Raw genomic sequence first — 12,819 nt, forward strand, 5'->3', positions numbered from 1 at the left:
CGCATGGCGGCGAGCGACCGGAGGGCCGAGCTTCTCGAGGCGGCGATCCGGGTCATGACGCGCGACGGCGTGGCCAAGGCCACCACACGCGCGATCGTCAGCGAGGCGGGCATGACCCTCGGGGCGTTCCACTACTGCTTCGAGTCCAGGGCGCACCTCCTCGAACTCGTCACCCAGACCCTCACCGAGCGATATGTCGCCGAGGTCCGTGGCCTGTTCGCGCCGCACAAGGAGATCCGCGACAGCGTCCTCGACAGCCTGCACGCCTTCTGGAAGGGCTTCGAGGCCAGCCCCGGCGAGCACCAGATCAGCTACGAGCTCACCCAGTACGCGCTGCGCAATCCCGGCTTCGAGAACGTGGCCAGGAGGCAGTACGAGATTTTCCTGACCGCCTTCGCCTCACTGCTCGAACTGGCCGCGGACAACGCCGGCATCGAGTGGACGGTGCCCGTGCCGGTCCTCGCCCGCTATGTGCAGTCGGTGATCGACGGCCTCAACATGACATGGCTGGTCGACCGCAACAGCGACGACAGCCGGGCGGCGCTGGAACTGCTCGCCGAGCACCTCCTGCTGCACGCCCGCCCCCGGGCCGCCTGAGCCGGATCAGGCCCCCGCGCGCCCGCGGGTCGCGAGCCTCTTCAGCAGCGGCCAAGCCGGACCGGCCGGACCGGCGCCAACGGTCGGCACGCTGCCCAAGGGCATGAGCGCGGCGACCGCCGAACTGATCGAACGTACGCTCCGCGACGCGGAGGGCACCCTGTCCGCCGCCGAGTGCGCGACCCGCACCGGCATCTCCCGCGTCAGCGCCCGCCGCTACCTGGAGCACTTCCACACCACCGGCACCGCCGACGTTTCCCTGCGCTACGGAACGACGGGCCGCCTCGAACGCCGCTACCGCTTCCGAGGCCGGCCCGCGGACCTCCGGTCGGGCGGCGAGGCCCGCGCGTAGCCGGGGACAGGGGGCAACAGCCCCCGCCTCCTTGGGTGGACCACTCACGTGAGCGGCAACCGGGCCCATGCCCTGACCCGCGAGGGCGCTCTCCAGGCCACGGCCGCCGTCGCCACTTCGACCTCGCCGCCGGCTACGGCTTGATGCCCACCCCGGTCCACAAGCTGACCTCGGCGTTCGTGGCGGTGGAGGCGGTGTCCGGGCGCCAGCGGTGGCCGATGGTGATGCCGGGGGCGAGCAGGTCGAGGCCGTCGAAGAAGCGGGCGACGTCCTCGCGGGAGCGGAACCGCACCGGAGTGCCGGCGTTGGTGTAGATGGCGGTGACCTTCTGCCAGGTCGCCGGGTCGAAGTCGGGCGTGCAGTGGCTCAGGGCCAGCGCGCTGCCCGAGGGGAGGGCGGCCAGCAGACGGTTCACGAGGCCGTACGGGTCCTGCGCGTCCGTGACGAAGTGCATGAGGGCGTTGAGCGACAGGGCCACGGGCCGGTCCAGGTCCAGGACCTCGGCCAGCGCGGGGGAGTCGAGCAGCGCGTCGGGGTCGTTGACGTCCGCCTCCATGTACGTGGTGCGGCCCTGGGGCGTGCTGCGCATCAGGCGCTCGGCGTACTTGAGGACGAGGGGGTCGTTGTCGGCGTAGACCACCCGCGCCTCGGGGACCGCGGACTGGGCGACCTGGTGCAGGTTGGGCTCGGTGGGGATGCCGGTGCCGATGTCCAGCCACTGGCGGATGCCGTGCTCCTGGGCGAGGACGCGGGTGGCGCGGTGCATGAAGGCGCGGTTCTCGCGGGCGCACACGAAGATGCCGGGGTAGGCCGCCGCGACGGTCTCGGCGGCCTTCTTGTCGACCTCGAAGTGGTCCTTGCCGCCGAGGTAGTAGTCGTACATCCGGGCGGAGTGGGGCCGGCTGGTGTCGATGTCCCGCGCGGCGTGCGAGTTGGTCATCCTGTGCCTTTCGGTGGCGCGTGTGGGGGGAGGGGAGGCGAGGGAAGGCGGTCAGCCGGCCGCGAGGTGATCGGCCAGGCCCCGCTTGACTCCCGCGACGAACGCGGCGATCGCCTCCGGGGTGTAGATCAGCGCGGGTCCGGCGGGATCGGTCGACTGCCGCAGGGCCACGCGGCCGTCGGAGAGCTGCTTCGTCTGCACGCACTGGCCCCCGTTGGGGCCGCTCCACGGAGACTCCCAGCCCTGCTCGCCGAGGTCCGACGCGGGCATGCCGTTGTAGACGCGGCCGTCGATGGTGGTCATGAGTACTCCTTGCGCATGCGGTTCAGGAGCGCCCGGCTGTCCCCGTCCGAGGTCAGCAGGGACATGCGGTTGTGCGCCTCGAGATGGGCCGAGACATCGGAGCGCTGATCCAGATACATGGCACCGGAGAGGATCTCGCTGTAGACGATGTCGGGGAGCTCCGGCTCCTCGAAGCGGAAGTACGTGAACGGGGCGCACGCTCCGACATGGGCGCCCGCGGTGAACGGCACGATGTCGACGCCGACGTGCGCCAGTTCCGACACCTCGAGGAGCCGTTCGACCTGCTCCCGCATGATCTCGGGGCCGCCGACCACCCGGTGCAGTACGGCCTCCTCCATCACCACCCACAGCGTCGGGGCGTCCGGTCTCTCCAGCAGGCACTGGCGGCGCAGCCGCAGGTCGACGCGCCGCTCCAGGTCCTCGTCGCTGTCGTTGGGGAAGCCGCCGCTCAGCACTCGGCGCGCGTACCGGTAGGTCTGCAGCAGCCCCGTGACGTAGTGCGGCTCGTAGGTGCGCAGGGTCTTGGCGCCGGTCTCCAGACTCACGTAGCCGCTGAACCAGTTGGGCAGCACATCGCGGTACGCGTACCACCAGCCGGGCTCGTTGGCCCGCTCGGCGAGGGCGACGAACTCGTCGATCTCCTGCGGTCCGGCCCCGTAGGTCTGGAGCAGCTTCTCCACGTAGAGGGGTTTGAGGGCGACCTCGGCCTTCTCCAGGCGGCGGATGGTCAAGGGCGTCACCCGCAGCGCACTGGCCGCGTCCTCCAGTGACGCACCGGCCCCCTGCCGCCGCTCCTGCAGCCGTCGGCCGAGAATCATGCGGAGCACCGTGGGCGCACTCGTGCCACCTGTGCCCGAACGGCTTTCGCTCACGCTCGCACCTCCTGCCGAGACCCGCACGGTGAAATTATCAGGCAGTCAGTTGCAGGTTGAACTTAGGTGCGAGCATAGTGACTTGCGTGAACCGTTCCCTCACGAGTGAACGACTTCACCGCCAACCACGTGTACCCCCATGGGAGTTGGCAAATCCCTGAACCGCCCGAAGCGCAATCCTGCCCGGAACACCCCACCCCCGCAGGGCCGTTGCGCACCTTCCTTCTCTCCTGCTGCCGCCCGCCCCCCCACGGAAGGCGAACACCGTGTCCCCCCACGCGATGTCCTCTCCCCGGTCCCTGGACGTGTCGAGCCTGGACCGCACGCACTGGCTCGAACTCCCGGCACGCCGTTCCAGCGTCGGTGTCGCCCGCCGCTTCGTGAGCGACCGGCTGATCGCCTGGAGGCTGCCGGGCGAGCTCTGCGCGGACGTCGTCCTGCTCCTGTCCGAGCTGGCCACCAACGCCGTACGGCACACACTCAGCACGCGGATCCTGTGCGGCGTCGGGCTGGTCACGGACGCGTGCGTCCGGCTCGAGGTGCACGACCACGACCGCACGGGCCGCGGTCTGCCCCGCTGCGAGCCGGGCCTCGACGACGAGGGCGGCCGCGGACTGCTGCTGGTGGAGCAGCTCGCGGACGCCTGGGGAGTCGACCGGTCCGGGCGCACCGGCGGCAACGCCGTGTGGGCGACCCTGACCTTATGAGCGCGCCCGGCCCCGGCGCTCAGCCCTGCGCGGGCGTCAGTTCGGCGAGCAGCAGGGTGCGGTCGTCCGTGGCGGACGTGCCGGAAGGGGTGCCCAGCAGCCGTCGGCACAGCGAGGGCAGGGTGTCGCCGGCACCCGCGTCCACAGCCTGGGCGAGTCGGGTGATCTCCTGGTCTATGTCGGCGTCACGGGACTCGACCAGACCGTCGCTGTACAGCGCGAGCAGGGCCGGTTCCGGCACGGTCAGGACGGTGGCCTCGTAGGCGCCCGCGCCGAGTCCGAGGGGCAGGCCCGCGCCGACCAGCGGGACCGGGGCGGTCCGGCCGTCCGGGCCGCGCAGCAGCGGGGGAGGGTGGCCCGCTCCCACGAGGGTGCAGGTGCGTCGCCGCGCGTCCCACTCGGCGTAGATGCAGGTCGCGAAGGAGGCGCCCGGGGTGTCGCTGGCCAGCGCGTCGAGCCGCCGTACGAGATCGGCCGGGGGGATGTCGAGGCCCGCCAGGGTGCGGACGGCGGTGCGCAGCTGGATCATCGCGACGGCGGATTCCGGACCGTGCCCCATGGCGTCCCCGACGATCAGGCTGACCCGGCCGCCGGGCCGTCTCAGCACGTCGAACCAGTCACCGCCGATGACCGTGCCCTGTCCGGCGGGCAGGGAGCCGTGGGCGATGCGGCAGCCCTCGAACTCCTGGGCCGTGTCCGGCAGCAGACTGTTCCGGATGGCCAGGGCGGTGCGGCGCTCGCGCTCGTAGCGGCGCGCGTTGTCCAGGGCCACGGAGGCCCGCGCGGCCAGCGACTCCACGGCTGCCACGTCCACGGGCAGGAACGGCGCCCGGTCAGGTCCGCGTGTGCAGACGACGAAGCCGATCGAGGCGCCCCGCAGCCGCAGCGGGACGACGAGCAGGGACGCTACCCGCAGGAGAGCGGCGATCCGCGCGTCGTGGCCGCCGGAGGCGATGAGCCGCTCGGACGTGTGCGGGTCGAGTGTGTCGAGCAACTGCGTGTGCCCGGCAGTGAGAGCACGGGCGTAGGGCGTCTCACGGGGGAGGGCGATCACCTCGCCGACCGGCAGCATGCTCTCCCAGTCCGCGCACGTGTCCGGTCGCACGCGCAGCGCCAGTCGGCGCGCCTCGATCTGCGGCGGGTCCGCGGTGACGTGCGCGTCCTCCTCGCGACGCCAGCGCTCCAGCAGATAGACCGACGCCGCGTCGCAGAACCCGGGCGTCAGGGCGTGCACGACATGGCTGCCGGTCATCCACAGATCGAGTTCCGAGCCGATGACGTCGGCAGCGGGGGAGAAGGCCGACCGGCGGACCGAGGGCTGGTCGGCGGGTGCGTCGTCGGTGCGGCTGCGCGGTTGGTTCCGCAGGGTCGTGCCTTTCCGGGTGCGGGGGATCCGGGCGCGGCGGGACAACGGTCCGCCGCAGCGTCGTCGGCAACTATATGATGATGCGTCAAGAATGGTGGAACCAACGGATGTTGTGGTGCCGCTTCCTGACAGGGGGGCTTACGCCAGCAGCCGTCTCTCCTTGGCGACCGCGACCGCGCCGGCCCGTGTCTCCACCCCCAGCTTGGTGTAGATGCGCCCGAGGTGGGTCTTGACCGTCGCCTCGCTGATGAACAGGGCGCGGGCGATCTCCCGGTTGCCCAGGCCGCGGGCGAGCTGCCCGAGGATCTCGTGCTCGCGCTCGGACAGGGCGGGGCGGGGGCTGCGCAGCTGGGCCAGCAGCCGGTCGGCCACCGGGGCGGACAGCGCGGTGCGGCCGGCTGCCGCGTGGCGGATCGCCGTGAACAGTTCGTCGGGCCGCTCGGCCTTGAGCAGATAGCCGGTGGCGCCCGCCGCCACGGCACGGGTGATGTCGGCGTCCGTGTCGAACATGGTCAGCACCAGCACCCGGGGACCCGCCGCGCCGCCGGAAGTGAGGCGCCGGGTGGCCGTCACGCCGTCCATGCCGTCCCCGAGCTGAAGGTCCATCAGCACGACGTCGGGTTTCAGACGGGCAGCCATGGCGAGAGCCTCTTCGCCGTCGCCGGCCTCCCCGACCACCTCGATGCCGTCGGCGCTGGACAGCAGCGCGCGGAGTCCGGCCCGCACCACGGCGTGGTCGTCGCACAGCAACAGCCGGACGGACGGCGAGGACACCGGCGTACTCACAGGGTGTACCCCTTCGAAGGCTCAGGGAGGGAGAGGGCCGAGGGCGTCAGGGGGACGGCGGCCGTGACGACGGTGCCCTCGCCGGGGGTGGACTCCAGCGTGAGGGCGCCGCCCGACTGCCGGGCCCGGATGCGCATGGCCGGCAGCCCGTGCCCGCGCTCCTGGTCCGGGGCGTCGGTTCCGGTCCGCGCGGACAAGCCGGACGCGCCGCGTGCCGCGGTCACGGCGAAACCGCGGCCGTTGTCGGCGATGTCCAGCGCGACCTGGTCGTCCAGGCAGGTCAGCGTCAGCGCGGCCCGGGTCGCCGCGGCGTGTTCGCGCACATTGGCCAGCGCGCCCTGGGCGATGCGCAGGAGGGCGGCCTCGACCCGTTCCGGCAGTCGGCCGAGGTCGCCGTCGAGCCGGAACTCCACCGTCAGGCCCCGACCGCTCTCCCGTTCGGCGAGCGCGGCGAGAGCGCCGGGGAGCGAGTGGCCGGCGAGGTCGGCCGGCGCCAGGTCGTGGACGAAACGGCGGGCCTCGGCGAGGCTGCGGGAGGTGATCCCGGTCGCTTCACGGATGTGCTCGCGGGCCGTGTCCGGGTCCGTCCGCCAGACCCGTTCGGCGGCCTGCAGCAGCATCTGCTGGCTGGACAGGCCCTGCGCGAGGGTGTCGTGGATCTCCGTGGACAGCCGCTGGCGCTCCGCCAGGACACCCGCCCGCCGTTCGGTGGCCGCGAGTTCGTGCCGGGTTCGGACCAGGTCGGCGATCAGCGCGCGCTGCCGGGTCCCCTGGCGCCGCAGATGGACCAGTACGGCGGTGGCGACCGCGGCGACAGCCGGCGGGGCGACCACCATGTTGGGGTTGAGCGGCCCTTCGGCCACGCGCACTTCGGACACGACGACCAGCGAGGTGAGCACCGCCGCCAGCGGCACCGCGAGCCGTGGCGGCAGCGCGTGCAGACCGGCGAACAGCAGGGGCATCGCACACCAGGTGGCGCTCGGCGAGAGGGCGAGCAGGACGATCCAGACGGCCGTCACCGAGCTCAGCCAGGCCAGATGGCGGGCCGAGGGCGGAGAGCCGGGGCGAGGCGCCGGGGCCAGCAAGCGCCCGAGAACGTAGAGCGCGAAGAAGACGGCGAACAGCGCCACCACCCATCCGGTGCGCGAGCCGCCCCCGTCGCGGGTGAGGAAACGGGCGACGGAGGAGCCGAGCAGCAGGAGGAACGCGGCATCCACAACCGTGGCCAGCAGGCGCTCGTCCGGATCGGTGTGTCTCATCCTCCCCTGTCTAACACCACGCCCGCCCGCCCGTATCAACCGATCGGTTGATACGGGTACCGTCCGAACCGCCCCCGAACGGACGTCTGTCGGCCGACCCGGGCAGACCGCCGATGCCCGAGGCTGACACCAGGAGCCGCGCCGCTCGGCACCCCACACCACAGGAAGGCGAACACCCCATGCCGGCCAAGAACCTCACCGCCAACCGCGCCACCCTCGGCCACCGCGTCACCTACGCCCTGCGCAACCCCGGCCGAGTGCCACGCCATCTGGCCCGCGCAGCCCGGGACATGTGGCTGCGCCACCGCCACCCGGACCACATCGCCTACTACCGCGCCGTGATGCGCTCCGACACCCGGACCGACCCGGACGCGGCGGTCGGCAGCCGCAACCGGGCACGATGGCTGGCGCTGGGAGAGATGCAGTTCGACTACCTGCTCGGCCACGGACTGCGCCCCGAACACCGGATGCTGGAGATCGGGTGCGGCAACCTGCGGGGCGGCTGGCGGTTCATCCGCCACCTGGAGCCCGGGCACTACTACGGCATCGACATCTCCCCCGACATCCTGTTCGCCGCACAGGACACCATCGTCGAACTGGACCTGCGGCAGCGGCTCCCCACACTCACCCCGGTGGCCGACCTGACCCTGCGGTTCCTGCCCGACGCCCACTTCGACGTGGTACACGCACACAGCGTCTTCTCACACTCACCCCTGCCGGTCATCGACGAATGCCTGGCCAACGTCGGCCGGGTACTGGCACCGGGAGGCTGGTTCGACTTCACCTTCGACCGCACCGAGGGCGAGGAACACCACGTACTCCGCGAGGACTTCTACTACCGCACCGAGACCCTCGTGGCGCTGGCCGAGAAGCACGGCCTGCGGGCCCGTTTCATGGACGACTGGGAGAAACTCCCGCACGGCCAGTCCAAGATCCGCGTCACCCACGGGGACGCCGACTGACCGCACGGCGTCAGGGGCGTGCGGTCACTCTGTGCTGCGCAGCGCGGCCCACGTGGTGTTGGCCACGATGCCGTCGGCGGCCAGCCCCCTGTCGCTCTGGAAGCTCCGCACCGCGGACTCCGTGCCGGGACCGAACTCGCCGTCCACACCCGAGCCGCCCACGCCGTATCCGCGCTTCGTCAGCATGCACTGCACCTGCAACACACGCTTGCCGCTGTCGCCTTGGCGGGTGCGCCCGCTGCCGGAGTAGTGCGTGCAGTCGGAGATCCAGGCCGGGGTCGCGGGCTGCTCGGCGGGCGGGCTGCTCGGTGTCGCGGTCGGGGTGGTGGGGGCGCCGGACTCGGTGGCGGCAGGGGCTGAGGAGGTGCCCTGTCGGTCCGGGACGGTGGCGTCGGTCGAGTCCGGGATCTCGGGGTGCGAGGCGGAGCCGTCGGCATTCTTGCCCCAACTGGACGCCCCGTCCGTGACCCCGGGGGCCGGAGAGGAGGGGGCGTCGCCGGGCTCGGTGCCGAAGTCGCTCGTTGCGCCGGGCCCCGGAGGGGCGGCGGTCGTCGGGGTGTCCGTACGGGTGAGGACGAAGACCCCCGCGGCCACCGCGCACAGGGTGATGCCCGTGGCGACCGCCAGCATCGGCTTCCGCCGCCCCCGGGTACGGGCTTCCGCCGGGCGCGACGGGCCTGCCGGTGGCTCGGCGTCGGGCCGTGCGGGGCGGTTCACCTGCGCGGCCGGGGACGGCGGCACCTCCTTTGACCGGTCGCCCGGAGACGGTAAGGGGGCCTCCGGCGCGGCGGGGAGGTCGCACAGCACCTCGTACGCCCGCTGCCGGGCCAGCACTCTGCCGCCCAGCGGCTCGGGCCAGTCCGACGTCCCGGCGTGCGCATCGGCCGCGTCGACCAAGTCCTGGGGAGCGGGCCGGTGTTCGGGCTCCTTGGCCAGACAGGCGGACAGCAGTGAGCTGAGCAGCGCGTCCGACGCCGCGATCTCGGCGAGCAGTTCCGGATACGGTTCCTCGAACGCCACCCGGTGCATCACGTCGACACCCGTGCCGTCGCCGAACGGAGCGCGACCGGTCGCCGCGTAGATCAGTGTCCCGGCCAGCGAGAACACGTCCGACGCCGTGTCGCACACGCCCGTTCTCAGATGCTCCGGCGACATGTAGGCCGGAGTCCCCACCCGGTTGCCCGTGCCGGTGAGCGCGCTGGCGTCCACGGCCTTCGAGAGACCGAAGTCGATCACATGCGCTCCCCGGACGGACAGCAGCACATTGGACGGCTTCAGATCCCGGTGGACGATCCCTGCGGTGGCGAAGTCGGCGAGCGCCCGCCCCAGTTCCGCCACCAGCCGCCAGACCGCGGCGGTCGCCAGGGCGCCGTCCTCGCGTACGGCGTCCGCCAGATCGAGCCCCGGCAGATACTCGGTGGCCATCCACAGCAGTTCGTCCTGGAAGCCCGTGCCGCACAGCCGCGGTGTGTGCGGGGTGACGACCTGGGCGTGCACGGACGCCTCACGCTCGAACCGGCGCCGGAAGCCGGGATCGTCCGCGTACTCCGGTCGGATCACCTTCACCGCGACCAGGGCGGAGCTGCCGTCCGTGGGACGTCCGAGATAAACCCGCCCCATGCCACCGCTGCCGAGCAGCGCGAGTGCCTCGTAAGGGCCGATGTGGCGAGGGTCGTTGGCACGCAGGGATGAGGTGCCGGTCTGCCGCAGCGCGGCAGCCTCGCTCGTCGCCGAGACCGGTGGCACCGGCGGCTGTTCCGACACAAATCCCCCGAAGTGATGTTCGCCGTACGTCAGTTCGCCCCCAAGGGGAAGATTGAGGCTAACTCAGCCCCGGCCTACGTTCAGGCGTTCGACCACTTCTGTCACGCGGGTCACGTGGATGGCTGGATTCAGTGCCACATCTCGGCGTGCCGTGCTGCGCGGCGTCCCGGGGGCAGCGCGCAGCCCTTCGGGCCCAGCGCCGACGCGACAGACTGGACCGTACGGATCAGAAAGGGCGTCACCTTCAGCGACGGGTGCCGGCTCACCGCGGACGACGTGCTGTTCAGCCTGCGCACCCTGGTCGAGAAGCGCAGCCCGCAGGGCGGGTTCCTCACCCACATGGACCCCAAGAACGCCCGGGCCAAGGACCCACAGACCGTCGAACTGCCGCTCACCATGGCCGACGGGTTCCTCGATCTCGCCCTCGCGCACTCCGCGGGCGGCGGGGTTCAGCCCCGAGACGGTGGTCGAGGTCGAGGCGGGCACCCGCCGTGTCTCCACCCAGCCCCTGGCCGGCACCCGCGCCCTCGCGGCGGCGCCCGACGAGACGGCCCGGCTTCATGACGGTCAGTGAACGCGGCTCGGTGCAGCACCTTGCCTCCCGCGTCGTCGACCCACCTGGCCGACGGACAGGGCCCCTGGCACGCGCTCGCGACCCTGTTCCTCACCGCCGACGGCGGCATCATGGGCCGGTCTACCCCGGAACGCGAAGGGGAGGAGACCTGCGAGAAGCTCCGTAGCGTCGCGCCCCCTCTCCGAGGCGTCCCGGTGTCGCGCACGACCGGTTGACCCTGCGGGCCCGGCCGGTGAGGCCGGGCCCGCAGAACGCGTCACGTGCCGATTCTCGCCGCGATGACCGGTGCGAGGCGGTCGGCGATGACGCGGTGGCCCTGGTCGTTGGGATGGACGGAGTCCGTGAGATCGCCGGAGCCCAGCCAGCCGGTGGTGTCGACGAAGGAGACCCGCGAGTCACCGCCGTCGACCGCCGCCCTGACGGCCGCCTCGGTCTGCGGGACGTACCGTCCGCGGAAGGTCTCCAGAGCGAAGATCCACGCCTGCGGATACGCGGCGCGTACCTTGCGCAACAGGCTGCTGTACGCCGCCTGGAACTGCGTGGAGCTGACCCCGTGGCCGACGTCGTTGGTGCCGAGGTTGATGACCACCGCGTCCGCCCGGTAGCGGGAGAAGTCCCAGTCGGGCGTGGCCGCGTTCGGGTTGAGCCGGGTGAACTGCTGCTCCAGTCCTACGCAGCCGTCCGCCGCGGCGACCAGACAGGCGCCGCCCTGCGCGACCTGGGTGTGCTCGGCGCCGAGCCGTTCCCCGATCAGCCAGCCGTACGCCGTCCGGGCGTTCTGCGAGGTCGTCGTTCCGACCGTGATCGAGTCGCCGACGAACTCGATCAGCCTGCCCGGCGCCGGCGGTGCGAACGTCGTCGCGCCGCTGTCGAGGAACAGCCCCTGGAAGACGGCGTCACCGCGGTACGACCCGGCGACCACCTGGTAGTTCACCTGGAGGGTGTGGGTGCCGGCCGACAGCGGCGACGGCGTCAGGTTCACGGTCCCCCTGACGTCGTCGTAGAACTTCACCGGCCCGTCGTCGATCCGCGCCCAGAAGTCGATCGTGCCCCGCTGCTTGAGCTGGACGGTCCGGCCGGTGAAGCCGACCCGGTAGTACGCGCCCGCCCAGTACGGGGTGTACGCGGTGCTGGAGCTCCGGGTGTCCCAGCGGCCGACGAACTTGATGTTGGGGTCACCGGGCCGGCCGGGGGCGGCCGCCTCGGCGGACTTGACAGTGGCCGTACTGCCGAGCCGGGCCCCGATGACCGGGGCGAGACGGTTCGCGAACTTGGTGTGGCCCGCCTCGTTGGGATGCCCGTTGCCGTCCTCGTAGTCGGCGCCGTCGGTGAGCCAGCCCGTGGTGTCGACGTAGTGCACCCTGGCGTCACCGGCGTTGGCGCGGGCGCTGACGGCGGCCCTGGTCTCGGTGACGTAGCGCTTCTTCAGCGTCTGCACCGCGAAGAGGTGCGCGTCCGGGTACGTGGCGCGCAGGTCGCCGAGGAACTTGGTGTACGCCGACTGGAAGGCGGTCCCGGACACCCCGTGGCCGATGTCGTTGGTGCCGAGGTTGACGACGACCGCGTCCGCCCGGTAGCGGGAGAAGTCCCAGTCCTGGCTTCCCGTGCTGGCCGTCTTGAAGAACTGGGTGCTCAGGCCCGTGCATCCGGACCGGGCGACCAGGCAGTAGCCGGCCCGGGCGATCTGGGTGTGCCGCATGCCCAGCCGCTCGCCGGTCTTCCAGGCGTACGAGTCGAGCGCCAGCCGGTCGGTGAGGGCACCGGCGGTGATGGAGTCGCCGACGAACTCGACGAGCCCGGACGGCGTGTCCGGGCTGACCGTGCGGGCGCCCGCGTCCAGGACCAGGCCCTGGAAGACGGTGTCGCCGGAGCGGTAGGAGATCCGCAGGGTGTGGGTGCCGGCGGACAGTGGGGTGGGGGTCAGGTTCACTGTTCCGCGGACGCCGGCGTGGAAGACGTCGGGTCCGCCGTCGATGCTCGCGTACAGGTTGACCGCGTCTCTGGCCCTCACTTTCACCGTGGTGCCGGTGAACGCCGTCTGCAGATACGCGCCGGTCCAGCCGGGCACCGCCGCGGTGCCCGAACCGACGTCCCAGCGGCCGACGTAGCCGATGTCGGGGTCGGACACCGAGCCGTCTCCCGGCGCGGCCTGCGCGGGGGAACCGCCGGCCAGGGACAGCAGGCAGGCGGTGAGCACAGCCGTGAGGACGGCCGACAGCGCGTGTCTGACGCGGCGTAATGGGGTGCTGTGGGGGGTGGTCTGCATGGGGATCCCTTTCACGTGTGGGGTGGGAGCGCTCCCATGAGCAGTCTTTCGAGAGAAGCAATGAAACGGTT

General features: G+C 71.9%; 11 protein-coding genes and 2 pseudogenes. 5 read left to right on the forward strand and 8 right to left on the reverse strand.

Annotated features, from left to right (window positions below; translation table 11 throughout):
* Positions 1 to 3: 3 nt before the first annotated feature.
* Together AQJ91_RS35200 and AQJ91_RS35205 are read left to right on the forward strand one after the other, a co-directional pair.
* The gene (locus AQJ91_RS35200) at positions 4 to 597 is read left to right on the forward strand and encodes a TetR/AcrR family transcriptional regulator (protein WP_079085446.1); all 594 of its coding nucleotides are present in this window, start codon (positions 4 to 6) and stop codon (positions 595 to 597) included.
* 55 nt (positions 598 to 652) lie between these two features.
* Positions 653 to 949: pseudogene (locus AQJ91_RS35205) on the forward strand (two-component system response regulator); the annotation flags it as partial.
* A gap of 133 nt (positions 950 to 1,082) precedes the next feature.
* Here the strand turns inward: AQJ91_RS35205 and AQJ91_RS35210 are convergent.
* Genes AQJ91_RS35210 through AQJ91_RS35220 form a run of 3 tightly spaced genes read right to left on the reverse strand, consistent with a single transcriptional unit; the run spans position 1,083 to position 3,064 of the window.
* Positions 1,083 to 1,889 (reverse strand): SAM-dependent methyltransferase, encoded by an 807-nt coding sequence (locus AQJ91_RS35210; RefSeq protein ID WP_067029736.1) that lies wholly within the window; start codon positions 1,887 to 1,889, stop codon positions 1,083 to 1,085.
* A gap of 51 nt (positions 1,890 to 1,940) precedes the next feature.
* On the reverse strand, positions 1,941 to 2,192 hold the full coding sequence (locus tag AQJ91_RS35215; RefSeq protein ID WP_067029738.1) for a DUF397 domain-containing protein: 252 nt from the start codon (positions 2,190 to 2,192) through the stop codon (positions 1,941 to 1,943).
* A complete protein-coding gene (locus AQJ91_RS35220) occupies positions 2,189 to 3,064 on the reverse strand; it encodes a helix-turn-helix domain-containing protein (RefSeq protein WP_067029740.1) in 876 nt (291 codons plus the stop codon). The genes AQJ91_RS35215 and AQJ91_RS35220 overlap by 4 nt, the downstream gene beginning before the upstream one ends.
* A gap of 266 nt (positions 3,065 to 3,330) precedes the next feature.
* Between AQJ91_RS35220 and AQJ91_RS35225 the strand changes: the two genes are divergently transcribed.
* The gene (locus AQJ91_RS35225) at positions 3,331 to 3,771 is read left to right on the forward strand and encodes an ATP-binding protein (RefSeq protein ID WP_234383225.1); all 441 of its coding nucleotides are present in this window, start codon (positions 3,331 to 3,333) and stop codon (positions 3,769 to 3,771) included.
* Positions 3,772 to 3,790: 19 nt separating this feature from the next.
* Here AQJ91_RS35225 and AQJ91_RS35230 read toward each other — a convergent pair whose 3' ends face one another.
* From AQJ91_RS35230 to AQJ91_RS35240, 3 genes are all read right to left on the reverse strand, one after another.
* Entirely contained in the window at positions 3,791 to 5,182 is a 1,392-nt protein-coding gene (locus AQJ91_RS35230; RefSeq protein ID WP_079085447.1) for a PP2C family protein-serine/threonine phosphatase, read from the reverse strand.
* A gap of 93 nt (positions 5,183 to 5,275) precedes the next feature.
* Positions 5,276 to 5,923: a response regulator gene (locus AQJ91_RS35235; protein ID WP_067029744.1), complete on the reverse strand. Its 648-nt coding sequence runs from the start codon at positions 5,921 to 5,923 to the stop codon at positions 5,276 to 5,278.
* Positions 5,920 to 7,182, reverse strand: coding sequence for a sensor histidine kinase (locus tag AQJ91_RS35240; RefSeq protein WP_067029746.1), 1,263 nt, complete (start codon positions 7,180 to 7,182; stop codon positions 5,920 to 5,922). Before AQJ91_RS35240 ends, AQJ91_RS35235 begins: the two co-directional genes overlap by 4 nt.
* Positions 7,183 to 7,361: 179 nt before the next feature.
* On the opposite strand from AQJ91_RS35240, the gene AQJ91_RS35245 reads away from it, so the two are divergent.
* Positions 7,362 to 8,144, forward strand: a complete 783-nt coding sequence (locus AQJ91_RS35245; RefSeq protein WP_067029748.1) for a class I SAM-dependent methyltransferase — start codon at positions 7,362 to 7,364, stop codon at positions 8,142 to 8,144.
* A 24-nt stretch (positions 8,145 to 8,168) separates the two neighbouring features.
* On the opposite strand, the gene AQJ91_RS35250 is transcribed toward AQJ91_RS35245, so the two are convergent.
* A complete protein-coding gene (locus AQJ91_RS35250; protein ID WP_067029750.1) occupies positions 8,169 to 9,908 on the reverse strand; it encodes a serine/threonine-protein kinase in 1,740 nt (579 codons plus the stop codon).
* A 15-nt stretch (positions 9,909 to 9,923) separates the two neighbouring features.
* On the opposite strand from AQJ91_RS35250, the pseudogene AQJ91_RS58485 reads away from it, so the two are divergent.
* Positions 9,924 to 10,256, forward strand: a pseudogene (locus AQJ91_RS58485) (ABC transporter substrate-binding protein); the annotation flags it as partial.
* A 482-nt stretch (positions 10,257 to 10,738) separates the two neighbouring features.
* Here the strand turns inward: AQJ91_RS58485 and AQJ91_RS35265 are convergent.
* The gene (locus AQJ91_RS35265) at positions 10,739 to 12,748 is read right to left on the reverse strand and encodes a GDSL-type esterase/lipase family protein (protein WP_067029757.1); all 2,010 of its coding nucleotides are present in this window, start codon (positions 12,746 to 12,748) and stop codon (positions 10,739 to 10,741) included.
* Positions 12,749 to 12,819 lie beyond the last annotated feature (71 nt).

Origin of the sequence: Streptomyces dysideae, assembly GCF_001514305.1 — a bacterium.
Classification (GTDB): Bacteria; Actinomycetota; Actinomycetes; order Streptomycetales; family Streptomycetaceae; genus Streptomyces; species Streptomyces dysideae.